The organism is Luteimonas sp. S4-F44, from assembly GCF_022637415.1.
Lineage (GTDB): Bacteria > Pseudomonadota > Gammaproteobacteria > Xanthomonadales > Xanthomonadaceae > Luteimonas.
On record NZ_CP093340.1, the window covers coordinates 484,002 to 504,663 of the forward strand.

20 protein-coding genes are annotated in these 20,662 nt (G+C 69.1%); 13 read left to right on the plus strand and 7 right to left on the minus strand.

Annotation, left to right across the window (positions count from 1 at the left end):
• Positions 1–56 precede the first annotated feature (56 nt).
• Complete coding sequence (locus MNO14_RS02185; RefSeq protein WP_241946232.1) at positions 57–692, plus strand: AAA family ATPase; 636 nt, start codon at positions 57–59, stop codon at positions 690–692.
• Between the two features lie 45 nt (positions 693–737).
• Here MNO14_RS02185 and MNO14_RS02190 read toward each other — a convergent pair whose 3' ends face one another.
• The gene (locus MNO14_RS02190) at positions 738–1,859 is read right to left on the minus strand and encodes an HlyD family secretion protein (RefSeq protein ID WP_241945177.1); all 1,122 of its coding nucleotides are present in this window, start codon (positions 1,857–1,859) and stop codon (positions 738–740) included.
• The gene (locus tag MNO14_RS02195; RefSeq protein WP_241946233.1) at positions 1,856–3,547 is read right to left on the minus strand and encodes an MFS transporter; all 1,692 of its coding nucleotides are present in this window, start codon (positions 3,545–3,547) and stop codon (positions 1,856–1,858) included. The genes MNO14_RS02190 and MNO14_RS02195 overlap by 4 nt, the downstream gene beginning before the upstream one ends.
• A gap of 158 nt (positions 3,548–3,705) precedes the next feature.
• Between MNO14_RS02195 and MNO14_RS02200 the strand changes: the two genes are divergently transcribed.
• Complete coding sequence (locus tag MNO14_RS02200; RefSeq protein WP_241945178.1) at positions 3,706–4,884, plus strand: DUF1176 domain-containing protein; 1,179 nt, start codon at positions 3,706–3,708, stop codon at positions 4,882–4,884.
• Between the two features lie 24 nt (positions 4,885–4,908).
• Here the strand turns inward: MNO14_RS02200 and MNO14_RS02205 are convergent, their stop codons facing one another.
• The gene (locus MNO14_RS02205) at positions 4,909–5,364 is read right to left on the minus strand and encodes a nucleoside deaminase (RefSeq protein ID WP_241945179.1); all 456 of its coding nucleotides are present in this window, start codon (positions 5,362–5,364) and stop codon (positions 4,909–4,911) included.
• A gap of 139 nt (positions 5,365–5,503) precedes the next feature.
• Between MNO14_RS02205 and MNO14_RS02210 the strand changes: the two genes are divergently transcribed.
• Positions 5,504–7,048: a TerC family protein gene (locus tag MNO14_RS02210; RefSeq protein ID WP_241945180.1), complete on the plus strand. Its 1,545-nt coding sequence runs from the start codon at positions 5,504–5,506 to the stop codon at positions 7,046–7,048.
• Positions 7,049–7,055: 7 nt separating this feature from the next.
• A complete protein-coding gene (ubiE, locus tag MNO14_RS02215) occupies positions 7,056–7,817 on the plus strand; it encodes a bifunctional demethylmenaquinone methyltransferase/2-methoxy-6-polyprenyl-1,4-benzoquinol methylase UbiE (RefSeq protein ID WP_241945181.1) in 762 nt (253 codons plus the stop codon).
• Positions 7,818–7,911: 94 nt separating this feature from the next.
• Here ubiE and nfi read toward each other — a convergent pair whose 3' ends face one another.
• Positions 7,912–8,607: a deoxyribonuclease V gene (gene nfi, locus MNO14_RS02220; RefSeq protein WP_241945182.1), complete on the minus strand. Its 696-nt coding sequence runs from the start codon at positions 8,605–8,607 to the stop codon at positions 7,912–7,914.
• A gap of 101 nt (positions 8,608–8,708) precedes the next feature.
• Here nfi and MNO14_RS02225 point away from each other — a divergent pair, with 101 nt between their 5' ends.
• The 3 genes from MNO14_RS02225 (at position 8,709) to MNO14_RS02235 (ending at position 11,842) form a co-directional block, all read left to right on the plus strand.
• On the plus strand, positions 8,709–10,703 hold the full coding sequence (locus MNO14_RS02225; protein WP_241945183.1) for a M1 family metallopeptidase: 1,995 nt from the start codon (positions 8,709–8,711) through the stop codon (positions 10,701–10,703).
• Between the two features lie 121 nt (positions 10,704–10,824).
• Positions 10,825–11,559 (plus strand): hypothetical protein, encoded by a 735-nt coding sequence (locus MNO14_RS02230; protein ID WP_241945184.1) that lies wholly within the window; start codon positions 10,825–10,827, stop codon positions 11,557–11,559.
• Between the two features lie 34 nt (positions 11,560–11,593).
• A complete protein-coding gene (locus MNO14_RS02235) occupies positions 11,594–11,842 on the plus strand; it encodes a hypothetical protein (RefSeq protein ID WP_241945185.1) in 249 nt (82 codons plus the stop codon).
• A 7-nt stretch (positions 11,843–11,849) separates the two neighbouring features.
• Here MNO14_RS02235 and MNO14_RS02240 read toward each other — a convergent pair whose 3' ends face one another.
• Together MNO14_RS02240 and MNO14_RS02245 are read right to left on the minus strand one after the other, a co-directional pair.
• Complete coding sequence (locus MNO14_RS02240; protein WP_241945186.1) at positions 11,850–12,350, minus strand: hypothetical protein; 501 nt, start codon at positions 12,348–12,350, stop codon at positions 11,850–11,852.
• A gap of 93 nt (positions 12,351–12,443) precedes the next feature.
• A complete protein-coding gene (locus tag MNO14_RS02245; RefSeq protein ID WP_241945187.1) occupies positions 12,444–13,919 on the minus strand; it encodes an MATE family efflux transporter in 1,476 nt (491 codons plus the stop codon).
• Positions 13,920–14,181: 262 nt separating this feature from the next.
• Here MNO14_RS02245 and MNO14_RS02250 point away from each other — a divergent pair, with 262 nt between their 5' ends.
• The 3 genes from MNO14_RS02250 (at position 14,182) to MNO14_RS02260 (ending at position 16,676) form a co-directional block, all read left to right on the plus strand.
• Complete coding sequence (locus MNO14_RS02250) at positions 14,182–15,381, plus strand: polymorphic toxin type 44 domain-containing protein (RefSeq protein ID WP_241945188.1); 1,200 nt, start codon at positions 14,182–14,184, stop codon at positions 15,379–15,381.
• A 50-nt stretch (positions 15,382–15,431) separates the two neighbouring features.
• Positions 15,432–15,863 carry a hypothetical protein gene (locus tag MNO14_RS02255; protein WP_241945189.1) on the plus strand — a complete coding sequence of 144 codons (432 nt, stop codon included), beginning with the start codon at positions 15,432–15,434 and terminating at the stop codon, positions 15,861–15,863.
• A 249-nt stretch (positions 15,864–16,112) separates the two neighbouring features.
• Complete coding sequence (locus tag MNO14_RS02260; protein WP_241945190.1) at positions 16,113–16,676, plus strand: NAD(P)H-dependent oxidoreductase; 564 nt, start codon at positions 16,113–16,115, stop codon at positions 16,674–16,676.
• Positions 16,677–16,777: 101 nt separating this feature from the next.
• Here MNO14_RS02260 and MNO14_RS02265 read toward each other — a convergent pair whose 3' ends face one another.
• Positions 16,778–17,725 carry a carbohydrate kinase family protein gene (locus tag MNO14_RS02265; RefSeq protein ID WP_241945191.1) on the minus strand — a complete coding sequence of 316 codons (948 nt, stop codon included), beginning with the start codon at positions 17,723–17,725 and terminating at the stop codon, positions 16,778–16,780.
• 243 nt (positions 17,726–17,968) lie between these two features.
• Here MNO14_RS02265 and MNO14_RS02270 point away from each other — a divergent pair, with 243 nt between their 5' ends.
• From MNO14_RS02270 to mreD, 3 genes are all read left to right on the plus strand, one after another.
• The gene (locus MNO14_RS02270; RefSeq protein WP_241945192.1) at positions 17,969–19,009 is read left to right on the plus strand and encodes a rod shape-determining protein; all 1,041 of its coding nucleotides are present in this window, start codon (positions 17,969–17,971) and stop codon (positions 19,007–19,009) included.
• A 196-nt stretch (positions 19,010–19,205) separates the two neighbouring features.
• Complete coding sequence (mreC, locus tag MNO14_RS02275; RefSeq protein WP_241945193.1) at positions 19,206–20,180, plus strand: rod shape-determining protein MreC; 975 nt, start codon at positions 19,206–19,208, stop codon at positions 20,178–20,180.
• Positions 20,177–20,656: a rod shape-determining protein MreD gene (gene mreD / locus MNO14_RS02280; protein ID WP_241945194.1), complete on the plus strand. Its 480-nt coding sequence runs from the start codon at positions 20,177–20,179 to the stop codon at positions 20,654–20,656. The genes mreC and mreD overlap by 4 nt, the downstream gene beginning before the upstream one ends.
• Positions 20,657–20,662: the final 6 nt, after the last annotated feature.

Here is a 20,662-nt window from a genome sequence, read left to right on the forward strand (position 1 = left end):
CGGTCGAACGCAAGCGCGGTGCCACGGCTGGCGAAGAGGCCACTGGGCCGCGGCCAGTGCTGTTCGTGCTCGCAGGCGTCAACGGAGCCGGCAAGAGTTCGATCGGCGGTCACCTGCTCGCCGATGCCGGCCTGACCTGGTTCAATCCCGATGACTTCGCGCGCGCGCTCGTCGCCGCCACCGGCTGCAGCCAGCGCGACGCCAATGCCGAAGCGTGGCAGGAAGGCATGCGGCGGCTCGACGCGGCCATTGCAGCCGGTCGGCACTACGCATTCGAGACCACGCTGGGCGGCAACACCGTGCCGGCGAAGATCGCCCGGGCCGCGCGCACGCACGACGTGCTGATGTGGTTCTGCGGCCTGTCGTCGGTCGACCAGCACATCGCCCGCGTGCGCGCCCGCGTCGCCGCCGGCGGTCACGACATTCCCGAATCCGACATCCGTGCGCGTTGGCAACGGGCGCGCGAACACCTGGTCGTGCTGATGCCGCACCTGGCGCATCTGCAGGTCTACGACAACAGCGTCGAAGTCGCGCGCGGCCACGCGGTGCCCGATCCGCTGCGCGTGCTGGAGATGGTGGCCGGGCGCCTGGTGCACCCGGCACCCGACGATCTTCGCGCCCTGCGCGCGACGCCGGGCTGGGCGCAGCCGCTGGTCGAGGCCGCGCTGGTCGCACACGATCGACGTGCCTAGCGGATCGTCGTCGAGCGCGGCAGCGTGGCGTTTGCGATGCCCGAATCAGTGCGCCGGTGTGCGCGGCGCATCGTCGGGCGCATCGCCTGCGGCCGCGGTATCCACCGAGACCACCACCGACATGCCGGGGCGCAGGCGTTCGGCCAGTGGCTGATCGCGGTCGATCGCGATGCGCACGGGAATGCGCTGGGCGATCTTGACGAAGTTGCCGGTCGCATTGTCCGCAGGCAGCACGCTGAACTCCGAGCCGGTTGCCGGCGAGATGCGTTCGACGTGCCCGGTGAGCTGCGCGCCGCCGAGGGCGTCGACGGTGAAGGTCGCCGGCTGTCCGACGCGCATGTCGGTCATCTGCGTTTCCTTCATGTTCGCCACGACCCAGATGTCGGCCGGCACCAGTGCCATCAATTGCGTCCCGGCATTGACCAGCGCGCCCTGGCGCACAGTGACCTGGCCGAGCAGACCGTCCTCGGGGGCGACGATGCGGGTGTTGTCGAGGTCGATCTTCGCCAGCCGCACCGCGGCCTCGGCGCTGGCGACCGCCGCCTCCAGGCTGTCGCGATTGACGTCGACGCTGCGCGCGTCCTGCTCGGAGATCTGCAGGGCCGCGCGGGCCTGGGCGGCAGAGGCGCGGGCCTGCGCGCTGTTGGCACGCGCGAGATCGCGATCGTGCGCGGAGATCAGCTTCTGCTCGGCCAATTGTTCGAGTCGGCGCTGGTCGATGGTGGCGACCTCGGCCTGCGCGCGCGTGGCCGCGATGTCGGCGGCGCTGCGTGCGATGCCGGCTTCGGCGCTGCGCCTGGACTGCGTGGCGTTGGCCAGCGCGGCCTGCTGCACCCGCAGATTGGCCTGGGCCTGTTCGTAACGCTGACGGTAGATGCGGTCATCGATCGTCACCAGCAATTGGCCACGGGTGACCGCTTCGAAGTCCTGCACGGCGACGTGGGTCACATAGCCTGTGACCTGCGGCGCGATCAGCGTCACCCGGCCACGCACCATCGCGTTCTCGGTGCTCTGCACGCTGCTGCCGAACGGCGGCAGACGCCAGGCGTAGAGCACCACCAGGATGCCGGCGAGTGCGACGCCGACGAAGGCCGCGATCTGCACTGCCCGCCATCGGCGCGACGGCGCAGCGGGTTGTTCGGGAGGCGTGGGGGCAGGGGTACTCATGCGGTGTCCGGTGTTGCGGGAACGGGGGGTGCGGGCGCGCGCAGGCGCGCCCACGCCCGGGAAGCGATGATCCACATCAACGTGCAGAACGCGATGAAGGCGATCAGCAGGAACACGTCGTTGTAGGCCAGCACATTGGCTTCGCGGCTGGCCGCCGCACCGAGCGCGCGCAGCGCGAGCGCGTCGCGCAGCGCCGGGTCGGCGACAGTCGGCGCGTAGCTCTGGGCAGTCGCATGCACGCGCGCGGCGACCTGGGGATCGAGCAGGCTCAAGTGCTCGTTGAGCACGCTGGAATGGAACTTCTCGCGCATGGTCTGGAACGTGCCCAGCACGGCCGAGCCGAGCAGGCCGCCGAGGTTCTGGGTCATGCCGAACAGCACGACGAAGCTGATCAGGTTGCGCGGCTGGCTGATCACCGGGCCGATACCGGCGATCAGCATCGGGCCAAGGAAGAAGGTGCTGCCGAACGCCAGCAGGAACTGGCTCAGATACATCTGCTCGGGCCGGGTGGCATTGGTCGCCTGCGCGTCCATCAGTGCGCCGGTCATCATCAACATCAGCGACAGCAGCACCGGTTGCCAGGTCTTGGCTGGATTGATCGTCGCCGCGCTGGCGGCCAGCCCGGCGATGCTGCCGGCCAGCACAATCATGAACAACGTGTGCATCTGCGCGTTGCCCAAGCCCAGCGCTTGCAGAAAGCCGACCGCGCCGGTGGCCTGCTCCGACAGCACGATGCGGATCAGCACGATGGCCAGGGCCAGCCGCAGCATCGAGGCGGTCGCCAGCCAGCGCGTATTGAGCAGCGGACGCGCGCGGAAATGCTCGATCGCAATAGCGGCGGTCACCAGCGCGACCGAAGCCGCGAGCGCCCAGCCCAGCCACGCAGTCTCGGTCCACCAGGCGATGCGGCCCTGCGCCAACACCGCGGTCAGCAGCGCGACCCCCGGTGCGAACAGGCCGAAGGTGAGGAAATCCAGCGGTTCGAAGGCTTTGTGTCGGTCGCCCGGGGGCAATTTGAGCAGCAGCACGCAGCCCAGCGCCAGCAGCGCCAGGCCCAGTTCGAACAGATACAGGCCGCGCCACTCGCCGAACTGGAGCAGGTCGGTCGAGAACACCCGCGCCAGCGGCAGCGCCAACTGTCCGATGCCCAATCCCAGCACCAGGCCGCGCAGCCGGTGCTTCTGTGGGAAGGCCTGCAGCATGTAGTACAGGCCGAGCGTGTTGAGCGCAGCGCCGGCGATGCCGTGGCCGGCGCGGACTGCGATCGCCGACCCCAGATCGTTGACGAACAGATGCGCCAGCGTGATCAACGCGTATAGCACCAGGAACGCTTCGGTGAACAGCCGCAGGCCGAACTGCTGCCTGAACTTCACCAGCAGGATGTTCATCGATACGTTGGTCATCACGTACGCCGCTGGCAGCCAGGCGACCTGCGCGGCGTAAGCGCCGAGTGCGCCCTGCAGGTCGAGCAGGTTGGCGGTGACAAGCGCATTGCCCAGGCCGCCGGTGATCGCGATCACGAAGCCCACCACGCCGTAAGCGATGCGCCGCCGGGTGGGGTGCAGGGGCGTCGATGGCGACCCCGGCATTATCGGCCGTTCGTGCGGCGCCCACGCACGCGGTGCGTAGCGGTCCGCACCGGGCGATCGCGGTACGGAGGACGGAGCAGGCGGTGGAACGCGCGGCATGGCGCGCAGTCTGGAGGCGCACCCGGCATGCCCGCAAGGCGCCGCGCGCACCGGAGCGTTGCGCGCGGCATGGCGCATGCTGCGTGTGATGGCCGCGTCGACGCCGTGTCGATCGCGGCGACAGACAATGGCGTCTCCGTTTCGCAAGAGCATTCGCGATGTCCGTTGTCCGCCCTCTCGTGCTTGCCTGCGTCGCGCTGCTGGCCGCGTGCGCGGAACCGGCGCCGCCGGCAACGCCCGATACCGCCGTCACGGCGTCGGCCCCCTCTACCGTGCCGGCGACCGCCGTGCACGATGCGGACACGACGGCGGGCGCCGCGCGCAGCGCAGTCGCGCCGCTGTATCGGCAACTGCACGACTTCACCGTGGCCTGCGACAACGGCCTGGCCTGCGAGGCGATCGGCGTGAACGACGGAGCGTTCGGTCTGGTGCTGCGGCTGTCGCGCGCGCCGGGCGGCGACGGTGCGCAACGGCTGCAGTTGGGCACGGCGGACGGCACGCCCGAGCCTGCGTCGCTACGGCTCGACGGCGTGGCGGTACCGGAGTTGGCCGTGCTGCCGTGGCGTCGCGATGATGACCGCGCTGCGCTGACGCTCGACGTCCCTGCCGACATCTCGGCGTTCATCGCGCGGGTCGGTAACGGCGCTCGGCTGTCGGCCGGTAGCGGCGAGGACGCCCCGGCGTTGTCGCTGTCGGGCCTGCGCGCGGCATTGCTGCTGATCGACGAGCACCAGCAGCGATTGGACACGCCCAGCGCCTGGGCACGCCCCGGCGAGCGCGATTCGGCGGCTGTGCCCGGCGCGCCGGCGCTGCCGAGGGTGCATGCAGCGCCGCCGCCACCGGCGTTGTCGCTGCAAGACGCCACACGGCTGACCGTCGCAGTCCGCATGCAGGCGGCCGATGCGCTGCGCGAGGCCGATTGCGCCTCGCCGGGCGAGGGGGTCGACATGCGCAGCCAGGACGCGGCGTATCCGCTCGATGCCGAGCACGCCCTGGTGTTCGTCGCGTGCCTGAGCGGCGCCTACCAGACCTCGAGCCTGGCGTTCCGTGCCGTGCGCGACGGCAGCGGCGCGGCGCGCATCGTGCCGCCCGGCCCGCCAGGGCTCGATGGCACCAGCTCGGGCTTCGCGCTGCTGACCAACGCCGACTACGCGCCGGACACCGCCACGCTGTCGCATTTCGCCAAGGGGCGCGGGCTCGCGGATTGCGGCGAAGCGGCGCAGTGGCGCTACGACGGGCAGGCATTCCAATTGGCGCATTACGCCGAACTGCGCCGCTGCGGCGGCGCGGCGCCCGGCGATTTCCCGACCCTGTGGCGCACCGAGACGGCGCGCTGAGCGCGCCGTTGTCGCGGGACTGCGTCAGTCCTCGCCGATATCCTCGTTCCAGACCTGCGGGTGCTGGGCGATGAAGCCGCCGAGCAGGTCGATGCAGTCCTGGCTGTGCAGGTCGATCACCTCCACGCCGTGCTCGCGCAGCCAGTCGATGCCGCCGCGGAAGGTCTGCGACTCGCCGACGACGACCGTGCCGATGCCGAACTGGCGGACCAGGCCGCTGCAGTACCAGCACGGCGCCAGCGTGGTCACCATGATCGTGTCGCGGTAGCTGCGCTGGCGGCCGGCCTTGCGGAAAGCGTCGGTCTCGCCGTGCACCGACGGGTCGTCTTCCTGCACGCGGCGATTGTGGCCGCAGCCCAGTAGCCGGCCATCACGGTGGTAGAGCGCCGCGCCGATCGGGATGCCGCCCTCGGCCAGGCCCTGGCGGGCTTCGGCGATGGCGGTGTCGAGCAGGGCACGGTAGTCGGGCGTGGCGATCATGCGGCGGTCGTGGCAGCGCGGGGCCTGCAGTCTGACGTGCCTGTGCGATACGGTCGAGCGAGGCTGGCGATCGCGGCAAATTCTTAACACTCGCGTGGCAGAATTCGCGCTCCTCCTCACGCGCGATGCAAGAACACCTATGGAATGGCTGGCCGACCCGACGATTTGGATGGGTCTGGCGACCCTGGTGGTCCTCGAGATCATCCTGGGCATCGACAACCTGGTGTTCATCGCCATCCTCGCCGACAAGCTGCCACCCGAGCAGCGCGACCGCGCGCGGATCATCGGCCTGACCCTGGCGCTGCTGATGCGCCTGGTGCTGCTGGCGTTGCTGGCGTGGATCATGAGGCTGACCGCGCCGCTGTTCACGGTCTGGGGCAACCCGTTCTCCGGACGCGACCTGATCCTGCTCGTCGGTGGACTGTTCCTGCTGTTCAAGGCGACGATGGAGCTGCACGAGCGGCTCGAGGGCCGGGAGCACGACAATGGCGGCAAGAAGGCCTACGCCGCGTTCGGCGTCGTGGTCGCGCAGATCGTCGTGCTCGATGCGGTGTTCTCGCTCGACTCGGTGATCACCGCGGTCGGCATGGTCGAGCACCTGGGCGTGATGTATGCCGCGGTGATCATCGCGATGGCGGTGATGATGCTGGCCAGCAAGCCGCTGACGCGCTTCGTCAGCCGCCATCCGACGGTCGTCGTGCTGTGCCTGGGCTTCTTGCTGATGATCGGCTTCAGCCTCGTCGCCGAAGGCCTGGGCTTCAAGATCCCGAAGGGCTACCTGTACGCGGCGATCGTGTTCTCGATCCTGATCGAGGCGTTCAACCAGTGGTCGCGCTACAACCGCGAGCGCCATGTGCGCCAGCTGCCGTTCCGTCAGCGCACCGCCGACGCGGTGCTGCGCCTGCTCGGCGCGCGCCCGGACACGGCGAGCGAGGGCGTCAGCGAGCCGGCCGAGCAGGCGCCCGATGGCGAGCGCCTGGAGGCGGCCGAGCACGACATGATCCGCAGCGTGCTGACCCTGGCCGAGCGGCCGGTGTCGAGCGTGATGACGGTGCGCGGCGACATCGAGTGGATCGACGCCACGCGCGGTCTTGAACACGCGACGGAACGGTTGGTGCAGTCGCCGCACACCCGCCTGCCGGTCTGCGACGGTGAGCTCGACCGCCTGTTGGGTGTCGTGCAGAGCAGCGATCTGCTGTCGAGCGTGCTGCAGGGGCGGGCGTTGAACGTGACCGAGTTCGTCCGCGAGCCGCTGGTCGTGCCCGAGGGCACGTCGACACTACGCGTGCTCGAGCAGATTCGCGCCCACCCGATCCCGATCGCGATCGTCGTCGACGAGTACGGCAGTATCGAAGGCATGGTCACCGCGAACGACCTGCTGGCCACGATCGCCGGCGACCTGGCCGACACCCAGGACGCCGACTACGGCGCGGTGCGGGGTGAGGACGGCGCGTGGCTGGTCGACGGCTCGATGTCGATGCAGGATCTGGCGCTGGCGACCGGTCTGAGCCTGCCGACCAGCCCGACCTACGTGACCCTGTCCGGGTTGGTGGTCCATGCGCTCGACCGGATGCCGGCCGAAGGCGACGAGGTGACCATCGACGGCCACGTCCTGCGGGTCGATTCGTTGGAGCGGCGGCGGGTCGGGCGCCTGCGGATCGCGCCGGCCCCGAATGAGGGATAATCGGCCCATGAGCGACGAATCCTCCAGACCCGGCACCACCCATTTCGGCTTCCGCGACGTCCCCACCGGCGAGAAGCAGAAGCTGGTCGGCCAGGTGTTCTCCTCGGTCGCAGGCAATTACGACCTGATGAACGACCTGATGAGCCTGGGCATCCATCGGGTGTGGAAGCGCTATTTCGTTGCGACCGCGCAGGTGCGCCGCGGTGACCGCGTGCTCGACCTGGCCGGCGGCACCGGCGACATCGCGGCCCTGCTCAAGAGCCGGGTCGGCGAATCGGGCGAACTGGTGCTCGGCGACATCAATGCCGCGATGCTGCGGACCGGACGCGACCGCATGACCGATCGCGGGCAGGTGCGCGGCTTCGAGTACGTGCAGTGCAACGCTGAGACGCTGCCGTTCCCCGACAACAGCTTCGATCTGGTCACGATCGCCTTCGGGCTGCGCAACGTGACCGACAAGGACGCAGCGCTGCGCGAGATGCATCGTGTGCTGCGCGTCGGCGGCCAGGCGCGCGTGCTGGAGTTCTCCCAGGTCAAGCCCGAGTGGTTCCGGCCGCTCTACGACTTCCACTCGTTCCAGGTGCTGCCGCGGCTGGGGCGGTTGTTCGCCGGCGACGCGGACAGCTACCGCTACCTGGCCGAGTCGATCCGCAAGCATCCGCCGCAGGACGCGCTCAAGTCGATGATGGATGCGGCCGGTTTCGTGCGTTGCCGCTACCGCAACCTGTCGGCCGGCATCGTCGCGATCCACGACGGCTTCAAGGCCTGACGCCCGACGGCCGGCCGTGCGCCGGCCCGGGATCGCGCATTACGGGCGCGCATCAAGCAACCTGCTTGAGCGCGGCACGCCTTGCAGCGGTGCCTCAGAACAGCGTGGGCGCGACCTCGATGGCGCCCCGTCGCGATGCGAGCCGGTCGGCCAACCGGGTCGGCTCGGGCAGCCGGTAACCACGCAGGCAGCGCAGCGTCCAGTCCAGCGCGCCGTCGACCGAGACCCGGTGACCTGGCGAGATGATCAGCGGATTGCAACGTGTGCGGCTGCGCAGCGCCCAGCCGATGTGCGCGCCGCGGTCGCGCAGCGGCGATCGGTCGCCGGGGGCATCACCGGGCCGCTCGAACTGGCCGGCCAGGCGCTTTTTCGCCACGCCGATGCTGGCGACGCCCGTGGCCACGCCGAAGTGCGCCGCAATGCCCAGGCGCCGCGGATGCGCGATGCCTTGGCCGTCCACGAACACCAGGTCGGGCGCCTGCGACAGCCGCGCGAGCGCGGCCAGCAGCGCCGGCAGCTCGCGAAAGCTCAGCAGCCCGGGCACATAGGGCATACGGGTCGGCAGGCGGGCGATATGGGTCTCGACCGGCTGCAGCGACTGCGCATCGAGCAGCACCACCGCGGCGCGGGTGATCTCGCCGGCGTCCTCGAACCCGACGTCGAAGCCGGCGAGCCAGCGGATACGCGCCGGCAGCCGGTCCTCGAGCACGACCTGCGCGGCCAGGCGCGATTGCAGGGCGCGCGCCTGGGCGGGGCTGCCGTCCCAATCGTCGAAGGGGGCCTCGTTCATCCGCGTAAGCTGCAACGCATCCGGTCGCCGGGACGTGCACGGCAGGTGGCGCGGGGCGACGGAGTAGACTGCGCATCGGTTCTTCCGCCGCGAGACGTTCCGTGATCCGAATTCCCCCGTTCCGTTTCCCGCAGCTGGCCTCCGTGCTGCTGCTGTCCCTGTCGGCCCTGGTGATCGGCGGCTGCAAGCCTGAAGCCGGCACCGCACCCGCACCGCCGGCCAGCGAAAAGCCGCCGGCCGAGTCGGCCGACCGCGACGAACACTCCTACGCCGAACCCGACAAGGTCGTCACCGAGGATCTGGCGCTGGACCTGGCGCTCGACTTCGACGCCCGCACCATCGCCGGCACCGCGACCTACACACTGCAGTGGAAGGACCCGGCGGCGACCGAACTGGTGCTCGACACGCGCGCGTTGACGATCGACAAGGTCGAAGGCGAGGCCGGCGGGCAGTGGCAGCCGCTGCAGTACGCGCTCGCCGATGCCGACGCCACCCTCGGCAGCAAGCTGACGATCCAGGCCCCGGACCGCAATGCCCGGATCCGCGTGACCTACACCACCTCGCCCGACGCCTCGGGCCTGCAGTGGCTGACGCCGGAGATGACCGAGGGCAAGAAGCTGCCCTTCATGTTCAGCCAGTCGCAGCAGATCCATGCCCGCTCGTGGGTGCCGCTGCAGGACACGCCGGCGATCCGCTACACCTATAGCGCGCACGTGACCTCGCGTCCGGACGTGATGGTGCTGATGAGCGCGGACAATGACCCGGCCGCGCAGCGCGACGGCGACTACACGTTCAAGATGCCGCAGAAGATCCCGTCCTACCTGATGGCGATCGCCGCCGGCGACCTGGTGTTCAAGCCGATCTCCGAGCGCAGCGGCATTTGGGCCGAGCCTGCGACGATCGACCGCGCGGTCGCCGAGTTCGCCGACACCGAGAAGATGATCGCCACCACCGAGCAGCTCTACGGGCCCTATCGCTGGGAGCGCTACGACCTGCTGATCCTGCCGCCGTCGTTCCCCTACGGCGGCATGGAGAACCCGCGCCTGTCGTTCATCACCCCGACCGTCATCGTCGGCGACAAGTCGCTGGTCTCGCTGGTCGCCCACGAGCTCGCGCACAGCTGGTCGGGCAACCTGGTGACTTTCGCCAGCGCCAAGCACGGCTGGCTCAACGAGGGCTTCACCAGCTACGTGGAGAACCGCATCGTCGAATCGGTCTACGGCAAGGAGACCAGCGACATGGAGTTCGTGATCGCCCGCAACGCGCTCAAGGAGAGCATCGTCTCGATGCCCGAGCCGGTGCAGGCGCTGGCCGTCAAGCCGGGCACGCTGCTCGACGCCGACGATGCACTGAGCGCGGTCGCCTACGACAAGGGCGCCTGGTTCCTGCAGTTCCTCGAGCAGCGCTTCGGCCGCGAGCCGTTCGATGCGTTCCTGCGCGGGTACTTCGATCATTTCGCGTTCCAGAGCATCACCACCGAGCAGTTCCTCGCGTACGCGAAGGAGCACCTGTTCGACAAGTATCCCGGCACGGTCACCGACGCCGAGATCCAGGAGTGGGTCTACGGCCCGGGCATTCCCGCCTCGGCGCCGCAGGTGATGTCGCGCAACTTCGGCATCGTCGACTCCGCGCGGCTGGCCTGGCTGGGCAGTGCGCAGCTGCCGCCGCGCCAGATCACCGATGCCTGGTCGACGCAGGAGTGGCTGCACTTCCTCGACAGCCTGCCGGCGACGCTGACCCACGAGCAGATGGCCCAGCTCGACGGCGCCTACCACTTCACCGGTACCGGCAACGGCGAGATCGCGATGCGCTGGTATCCGCTGGCCGTGCGTAGCGGCTACACCGAAGCGAACGCAGCGCTGTCCGAGTTCACCGCACGCGTCGGCCGTCGAAAGCTGATCATGCCGATCTATGACGCGCTGGTGCAGACCGAGTCCGGCCTGGCGTTGGCCAAGGAGATCTTCGCCAAGGCGCGTCCGGGCTATCACCCGATCACGACCGGCTCGGTGGAGAAGGTGATCGCCGAGGCCAAGCCGGCGCCGGCTGTCGATCCGGCCGTGGCGCCCGTCGACGAGGCCGCCCCTGCGACCCACTGACGGCCCGCGCCGTCCCACGCGGCCGCCTTCGGGCGGCCGTCTGCGTTTTGGGCGGGTGCGGACGCCTGTTACGCTGATGCAGTGCGCGCCGTCGCGCCCTTCGACACTCGAGAGCCTGCCCATGCCTGCCGTTGCCCGCCCGTTCGCTGCCGCCCTGTTCGTCGCGTCGCTGGCGCTTGCCGGTTGCCAGGATCGCGAGGCGCAGGCCGCCGCGCAGGCCCAGGCGCAGGCGCAGGCCGACGAGCAGCAGGCGGCCGCCGGCGAGCGCGACTTCGAGGCCGCCGTCGCCGCCGAGAACTGGGCGCTGGCCAAGGCCCAGGCCGACGTGCTGCTGTCACGCTACCCCCAGACCGAGGCCGCCGGCCGCGTGCGCGCGAAGTTCGACGAGGTCCGCAGTCGCGGCGACGCGGTGCGCGAGCAAGCGCGGACCGCCGCGCTATGGAGCTATGACACCCGGCCTGCGGATGGCGGGCAGCAGGTGTCGGCAGCGATCTATGCACGCGAGCCGGTCGATGTCGACGGCAGCGGCGCCAAGCCCGTGCGGCTGATCTTCCGCGACCATCCGTCGTGGGGGCGCAGCAGCTACCTCGTGCTGGAAGCGGGGGATTTCGACTGCTATCCCAGCTGCCGGGTCGAGGTCGCGGTGGACGACGCCGCGCCGCGCCGCATGGCGGCCAACCGGCCGCAGACCGACGAGGCGATCGCGATGTTCATCGACGATGAGAAGGCGCTGTGGCGTCTGCTCGATGGCGCGAAGACGCTCTCGATCGCGTTTCCGGTCAAGGCCGGCGGCACCCGCACCGCGGTGTTCGAAGTCGCCGGGCTCGATCGGGCGCGGATGCCGGGCTGGCAGTGAGCCTGCGCTGCAAGACGCGAGGACATCCTCGCTGATGGATGTGGCCATCGTCGTCGTGGTCAGTGGCTTGGCGCAGGCGCTGCACGTCGTGCTGTTCGTCCTGTTCCGGCGCTGGATGAACCGCGATCTGGCGTTGTCGTTCGCCGGAGACGAGCCTGCGCGCCGCGCCTACATGCTGGTGCAGTTGCAGCAAGCGCGGGTGCAGGGCATCGCTCGGCGCGCGCTCCCCGATTGGCTGGCCCGTGCAGCGGCGAACGTGCCGGATGTTGCCCCCGCCGCTTGATACCGGCTTAGTTGCAGTTGGCCTGCGCGACCCGCAATTGCTGGGCGGCGGCATCGCGTTCGCGCGCGATCGCGCGCTGCTGGTTCTCCTGCTGCTCACGCAGACCGGAGCGATCCGTCGGATCGGTGCCCACGGCGCCGGTCGCTGCGCGCTGCGCCTGGGTGGCCGCCAGCCCGCGCTGGGCCGCAGCGACACGTTGGTCGGACACCGGCTGCACGGCGCTTCGCGCAGTCTGCAGGCAGCGCTCGCGTTGTGACAACGCCGGCGTAGGGGTGACCGGGCGGGTGACATCGTTCGAGAGTTGCCGCGTCGGTTGCGGCGCGCGCAGCGTGGCTGCCGGTGGTGGGGGCGGGGGCGTGCGCAACTGCTGTGGGGCGGGCGCGGGCGCTGCGGGCCGCGCGACCGCGGCAGGCGGGGGATCGGCCGGGTTGCGCAGCTGTTGCGCCGCGACGGGGAGCGCGAGGCTGGCGCATGCCAGCACGGCGGTCAGCAAGGAAACGGGGCGCATGGGCGTTTTCCACAAAACGGGGCGGACGTCCTTCCTACAGCGGTCGGGCGTACGCCGGCGTCAATGCGCTTTGCGGACGGGCCGTTCAGGTCCTCAGTCGGCCGTCGTCTGCGGTCGGCAGGGCGGCACGCCGGCGACCGGTGCCGGCGGCGGGGCCGGGACTTCGGCCGGGATCGCGACCTGTTCGTCGGCGAGCATGCGCGCCGCACGCCAGCCACCCCAGCGGTAGTAACCGACTGCAAGCAGCATCGCCACCAGCGCGCTGGCCGGAAAGCTCCACCAGATCGCATCGGCGCCGAGCGTCGGCTGCAGCCAGGTGGCGAACGGCACCCGCACGCCCCACAGGGTCGCGCCCAGGATCACCAGCGGCGGCAGCACCGCGCCGGTCGAGCGCACCACGCCGAACAGTACGAAGGTCACGCCGAAGAATAGGAACGACCAGATCGCGATCCGATTGAGATGGCGCGCGGCCTCCAGCGCGGCGCTGCCTTCGGGCAGAAACAGCGCCAGCGCGTGGCGGTCGAGGCCGATCAGCACCGCGATCAGCGCGCCGGTCATCAGGAAATTGATCGCCACGCCGGTCTTGGCAACCCGGCCGACGCGGTCCCAATGGCCGGCGCCGACGTTCTGCGCCGCCATCGTCGAGCACGCAGCGCCGATCGCCATCGCCGGCATCTGCACGTAGGTCCATAGCTGCAGTGCGGCGCCGTAGGCGGCGGTGGTCTCGATGCCGTGCGCGTTGACCATCGCGATCATCGCGATCATCGCCGCTGACAGCATCACCATCTGCAGGCCCATCGGCAGGCCCTTGACGAGCAACGCGCGGACGATTGTCCAATCGGGGCGGTACAGCGCGCGCTCGTGGCGGCTGATCCACAGCCGATGGCGGCGATGCCGCAGCCAGGCCAGCATCGCCACCAGTCCCAGCGCGTTGGCGATGAGGTTCGCGGCTGCCGCGCCGGCCATGCCCATCTCCGGCAACGGGCCCACGCCGAACAGCAGCAGCGGCACCAGCACGATGTCCAATGCGACCACCAGCAGCAGGAACAGAAACGGAGTGCGCGAGTCGCCGGCGCCGCGCAGGATCGCCGACAGGAACGCCAGCGTGTACAGAAATGGCACCGCCAGGAAGATGATCCGCAGGTACGCTTCGGCATACGGCAGCGCCGAGGCCGGCGTGCCCATCCATTCGAGCACCGGGCCTGAAAGCGGCAGGCCGGCGAGCGCGACGAGCACCGACACGCTCAGAAAGAACGTCGCGCTGGTGCCGATCGCGCGCTTGGCTGCGGCCAGATCGTCGCGGCCGATGGCCTGCGCGACGAGGATTGTCGCCGCCATCCCAACGCCGAACACCGCGCCCAGCAGGAAGAACAGGATGTTGTTGGCATTGGCGATCGCCGCGATCGCGTCCTCGCCCAGGAACCGGCCGATCCAGATCGCATTGACCGAGCCGTTGAGCGACTGCAAGGCGTTGCCGCCCAGAATCGGCAGGGCGAAGACCAGCAGCGTGGGCGCAATCGCACCACGGGTCAGGTCGCGGGGGTGGGCGGGGGGCGGGCGTCTCAGCATTCGCGCATTCAAACGAGGGAGGGATCGCGAGGCGGTGAGGAACATGCTGCGGACACAGCGTCCATCGGCGCAAAGTCAGCCTGACCTCTATGGATCATGCCGACGGCCTCCCCGGTTTTGCGGGTAATCGCTGACCAGATTATCCGTATCTGGACTGAATGCGGCCATCGTCACGCCAAGGACGTCGCTAGGGTATTCCCCAGCATGTGCAAGCCCACCCGCCCCCATAAGATTTCTCCATCCTTGCCCTGGAGTGAGTCGGATGACAAGTGTCGATTCTGCAGTCAACACTGCCAAGGACCGTCTGGAGCAAGGCATCTTCGATTGGGATGTCACGAAGGGCGACCTCGACGACATCACCGCTGCAGTCGGCGATCTGTCGCCGCGGGAGCGCAACGAGTTCATCAGCCGGCTCAGCGACGACGACATCAAGAACTGGACGCAGGAAATCGATGGGCTGAACGGCTCGTTGAGCGCAACCGAGCGCGCGGACCTGTTCAACACGCTGGCCGAAGGCCTGGACGCCACGCAGATGACGCGTTTCGTCCAGGCATTCGACGGCAGCTCGAGCGGGCGTGTCGCCCTTGCCGATGCCGTCGCCACTCGCGGGAGCATTGAGGCCAAGACCGGTTTTATCGAAGCGACCCGGAGCAGCATCAACGGCGAGTACAGCGCGACGCAAGGGACGTGGGGAAATGCCGAGACCGTTGCGATCGGCAAGATTCTCGCCAGCCTGGAGGGCGATCCGGCTGCATTCGAGCAGGCAGTAGAATCGCTCAGTTCCGACCAGTTGCAGGACGTCATGTCCGTTGCGATGGGACGTCGGTACATCGCTGACTTTTCCGGCATGACGGCGGGAACCACGAGCTATGACCCATCCACGCTCACCGGCATCCTGGGTGCGGCGGAAGGGACGGACCTGGCCACGCGCACCGCGATCTTCGAAGCCGCGATGCCCCAGCTCGCGACGATGCAGGGTGACAACGTAGGATTACTGGGGGCAGCTTCCTTCGTCGACGACGTGGCCCAGGCAATGGGGCAAGTGATGTCTCGCGAGGAAGCCGCGGCGGCGGGTCTGGTCAACACGCCCGAAGCGCCTCCCTCGGCGTCGATCGACGACAATATTGCCGAGGCCCAGGCACATGCGTTCCCGCAGGATCTCCCCTGGTTCTACGAGCAGGTCAAGGGTGGTGCCGAGTGGGACTACAAGCAGCAGGGCGCGCAGTATGAGAACTTCGGCAACTTCCACTATGGCGTGGTGGCGGCCGCGATGGGCATTCCTGAGAACCTGGCGCTGCGTGCCGCTGGGTACGCCCAGACACAGGCGGGCACGTCGACGGACGAGTGGGGCAATCCCTACGACCTTGGCGGCTCGTATGGCGACGATCCGGCCGATCAACAGCAGATCAAGGATGGCTACGACTACTACAATGCTGGCCTGCATCGGGTTTGGCCCGACTGACCTCAACTGCGCCGCGATGACACGCATTGTTTATGGACTTCATACGACCGATGGCGCGCGCGACCTACGCGTTTGCGTTGCTGACTGTCCTGGCAGCTTGCGCGCCGGTATCGGGCGACGCTGAAGTGGAGGTGTCCAGATTGCCCTCGCCCGACGGCATGGTGGATGCCGTGCTGACGGAGGGTAATCCCGGTGCGACCGCGTCGTTCGTTTACCGGGTTCATGTCGTGCCGAGAGGCGAAGCGCCGAGCCAAGCAGCTTACGCCGCGCAACTGTATGGGGCGACCCGCAGCCCCAGTGCCTATGGAGTCGACCTGCATTGGCGCGAACCAGACGTGCTGGATATCCGTTACCTGCAGGCGCGATCGATCGACGTCCCTGCCCGCGTAATCGATGTGAGTGGCCGCAAGGTGTCGATCGTTCTCCAGGATGGCGTCGAGAATACTGACGCGCGTGCGGGAGGAATGGCGCCGCGAGATTGAGGGTCCAATCGACTTGAGCCGAGAAACGATCTTGGCTCGTACCAGGGGAGGGCGTCGTTCCACCCGTTCGCCGTGCTGTCCGCGCGCAGTGACTGCGAAGGGCATAGGGCGCCGGATTGCCCGGCGTCGGGCTGCCTGTCCGCCGGCGCGCACGGCGTTGGTCTCGGCGATTTCATCCGGGCTCGCGCGTCCTTGGGCCATGCTGGACATCGTCGACTGCCCCCGGTTCACTCACCTCAAGGAGACCCCATGTCCGCTCCCCGGATTGCCGTTCTCGTCGGCAGCCTGCGCAAGGCCTCGATCAACCGCCGTCTGGCCCATGCCCTGGAGCGCCTCGCGGCCGACCGCGCGATGTTCGTGCACGTGGAGATCGGCGACCTGCCGCTCTACAACCAGGACGACGACGACGCGCCCTCGGCGCAGGTCGTGCGCCTGCGCGATACGGTGCGCGACGCCGACGCCGTGCTGTTCGTCACGCCCGAGTACAACCGATCGGTGTCCGGCGTGCTGAAAAATGCCATCGACCACGGCTCGCGGCCCTACGGTCAGAGCGTGTGGGCGGGCAAGCCGGCCGGCGTCCTCGGCGCCTCGATCGGCAGCATCGGCTCAGCGCTCGCCCAGCAGCATCTGCGCAACATCCTCGCCTACCTCGACATGCCGACGCTGGGCCAGCCCGAGGTCTTCCTGCACGCCAAGGACGGCGTCTTCGACGACGACGGCGGCTTCGGCAAGGCCAGCCGTGACTTCATGCAGGGCTGGCTGGACGCGTACCTGACGTGGATTGCGCGGCACGGTGGAGCGTCGCGCGACTAGGCGACGCGACGCGGGGAGCTTTTCGGTGTCGGGCGGGTATTAAGCCGCCCGCGTCACGGCATGCCGCAGGCGCGGCCGGCTCGCCGTGCTCAAGGCCGCTCTCAGGCGCGCTTGCTTTCCAGCGAATACCCGAACTGCTGCCGGAACTGCAGTGAGAACTCTTCGTAGTCAAAGCGCTGGTTCTGGGTGCCGGGGTGCTCAACCTTCAGCGCGCCCATCAGGTTGCCGATGCGGCCGATGGTCAGCCAGTCGTAGCCCTTGTCGATGCCAAACAGCAGGCCGGCGCGGAAGGCATCGCCGCACCCGGTCGGGTCGGTCACGCGCCGCTCGTGCGCGGGCGGCACGTCGTGGGTCTGGCCTTCGGCATGGATCACCACGCCCTTGGGGCCGCGCGTGCAGATGTAGGCGCGCACCTTGCCGGCGATGACCGTCTCGTCCCAGCCGGTGCGCTCCTGTAGCAGGTTGGACTCGTAGTCGTTGACGATCACGTAGTCGGCCAGCTCGATGAACCGGCGCAGCTCGTCGCCGTTGAACAGCGGCATCGCCTGACCCGGGTCGAACACGAACGGGGTGCCGGCCTCGGAGAACTCGCGCGCATTCTGCAACATGCCTTCGCGACCGTCGGGGCCGACCAGGCCGATCGTCACGCCGGGCACGTCCTTCACATGGTTTTCGTGACTGCGCATCATCGCGCCGGGATGGAACGCGGTGATCTGATTGTTGTCGTGGTCGGTGGTGATGAACGCCTGGGGCGTGAACAGTTCGGGGATCTCGCGCACGTGGTCGAGCGTGATGCCCAGCTCGGTGAACCATTCGCGATAGGGGCCGAAATCCTGCCCGACCGTCCCCATCGGAATCGGGTTGCCGCCAAGCAGCTTGAGGTTGTAGGCGATGTTGCCGGCGCAACCGCCGAATTCTCGGCGCATCCGCGGGACCAGAAACGAGACGTTCAGGATGTGCACCTTGTCCGGCAGGATGTGGTTCTTGAACTGGTCCGGAAACACCATGATGGTGTCGTAGGCCAGGGAACCGCAGATCAGTGCAGCCATCGCGCGCAACTCGTCAATCGTCGAAGGCCGGTTAGTTTACGTTAACCCGGGGTGCGTCGGGCCCGGTGCGGGCCGGCCTGGCGGCGGCGCAGGCTGCTCGCACGGCTGACCGAGGCTTGGCGGGACGGGGAGTCGGGCCTTCTGGACGGGAGTCATACGAGGCGTTCGGGACGCCGCGGGTCACCGGCTTTTTTGCTAGGCTAGCGCGCTTGTGTCGCCCCCTCTGACGGACGCCCTTTTCCGATGTTCAAGAAGTTCCGCGGCCTGTTTTCCAACGACCTGTCCATCGACCTGGGCACCGCCAATACGCTGATCTTCGTCCGCGGCCAGGGCATCGTGCTCAATGAGCCGTCTGTCGTGGCCGTGCGCCAGGACCGCACCGCCGGCCAGAAGGTGGTCGCGGCGGTCGGCGCCGAAGCCAAGCAGATGCTGGGCCGGACGCCGGGCAACATCACCACGCATCGCCCGATGAAGGACGGGGTCATCGCCGACTTCACGTACACCGAGGAGATGCTCAAGCACTTCATCAAGAAGGTGCACAAGTCGCGCTTCCTGCGCCCGAGCCCCCGCGTGCTGATCTGCGTGCCCGCCGGCTCGACCCAGGTCGAGAAGCGTGCGATCAAGGATTCGGCGCTCGAGGCCGGTGCCCGCGAGGTCTCGCTGATCGAGGAGCCGATGGCCGCGGCGATCGGTGCCGGCATGCCGGTGACCGAGGCGCGCGGCTCGATGGTGGTCGACGTCGGCGGCGGGACCACCGAGGTCGCGGTCATCGCGCTCAACGGCATCGTCTACTCGCAGTCGGCCCGCATTGGCGGCGACCGGTTTGACGAGTCGATCATCAATTACGTGCGCCGCAACCACGGCATGCTGATCGGCGATGCGACCGCCGAGCGGATCAAGCTCGAGATCGGCTGCGCCTACCAGCAAGACCCCGTGGTCGAGATCGAGGTCTCGGGCCGGCATCTGGCCGAGGGCGTGCCCAAGGTCATCAAGATCAGCTCCAACGAGGTGCTCGACGCACTGCGCGAGCCGCTGTCGGGCATCGTCGAAGCGGTCAAGCAGGCGCTCGAGCAGACGCCGCCCGAGCTGTGCGCCGACGTCGCCGAGCGCGGCATCGTGCTGACCGGCGGCGGCGCGCTGCTGCGCGATCTCGACCGCCTGATCAGCGAGGCCACCGGTCTGCACGTGCAGGTCGCCGAAGACCCGCTGACCTGCGTCGCTCGGGGCGGCGGCCGTGCGCTGGAATTGCTGGACCTGCACGGCAACGAGTTCTTCGCCGACTGACCGCGCGGCGCCATCGGCATTGCCGGCGGTCGAGGGTCCGTGTCCCGTCCTCGCTGCAGGCATGAGGGGCTTGCCCCGGCCGTGCGCCCGGTCCCAGGCCGCTGGCGTCCCGCTGCCGCGGGACTGACGATCGACTCCCATCAGGACAACACGCCCGATGTCGTCTTCCAGCTCACCGGCTCCCCGATCTGGCGACGTGTCCGGCACGCTGCGGTTGCTGGCCTACCTGGCGCTGTCCTGCGTGCTGATCGTCATGGACCACCGCGGCAGCTGGCTGTCGGAGGCCAGGCACCAGGCGGCAGTCATCGTCCAGCCGTTGTGGTGGTTGGCCGGTCTGCCCTCGCGTCTGGGCACGAGCATGCGCAACGACGCGGCGACGCGCTCGCAACTGGCCGAGGACAACCGCCGGCTGCGCAACGAGCTGCTGGTGCTCAACGCCCGCCAGGCCCGGCTGCGGGTCGAGGCGACCGAGAACGCCCGCCTGCGCCGGCTGCTCGGTGCGGTCGGGCAGGGCAATCTGAATGTGCAACTGGCACCGGTCCTCGATGTCGACCAGGATCCGACGCGGCAGCGTCTGCTGCTCGATGCGGGCACCCGCAACGGCGTGCGCACCGGACAGAGCGTCATCGATGCCGGCGGGCTGCTCGGCCAAGTCATCGCCACGACGTCCACCACCGCAACCGTACTGCTGGTCACCGATCTCGAGCATGCGGTGCCCGTGGTCGTGGCGCGTAATGGCGTGCGCCTGGTCGCTTACGGCAGCGGGCACGCCGATGCGCTGCTGCTGCGCAACGTGCCGCTGTCGGCCGATGTCCAGGTCGGCGACGCGATGGTCACCTCGGGGCTGGGCGGCCGCTTCCCGCCGGGGTTCCCGGTGGGCACGATCGCCTCGCTCGAGCCCGACGACAGCCGGGCGTTTCTGATCGGCCGCCTGACACCCGCCGCGCAGTTCGACCGCGGCCGCGATGTGTTGCTGCTGCGCGACGAGGTCGTGCCGGTGACCACCGCCGACCTGGATGCGGCCGCGGCCGAGCGCGAGGCCGCGGCGCGCGCCAGGGCAGAGGCTGCCGCCGCTGCCGAGGCCGCAGCAGGCGGCGCGCAGACTGGCGCGGCCGTCGAGGCCCCGGCCGCGACCGATCCCGCACCGCCTGCCCCGAGGCCCGCACCATGATCCGCCGTCGCAAGCGCTGGTTGCTGCCGGTGAGCCTGCTGGCGGCGATACTGCTTGGCCTGCTGCCGCTGCCGGCCGGGCTGCAGCCGCTGCGCCCGTTCTGGCTGGCGCTGGTGGTCGCCTACTGGGTGATCGAGGACCCCGACCGCGCGGGCCTGGGCCTGGCGTTCTCCGTCGGCCTGATCTCCGATCTCGCGTTCGGCGGCCTGCTGGGCGAGCAGGCCCTGCGGCTGGTGGTGATGAGTTTCATCCTGCAGCGCTTCCGCTCGCAGCTGCGCTTTTTCCCGGTCGCCCAGCAGGCGGCGGCGGTCGGCGGGTTATTGCTCAACGACCGCATCGTCAGTGCTGCGATCCACGGCGCGCTTGGCTTGCCGCAATTGCCATGGACGTACTGGATCGCGCCGCTGCTGGGTATGCTGCTGTGGGCGCCGCTGTACCTGGTCATGGACGCCCTGCGCTTCGGGCGCCGGACTTAGCCGCAC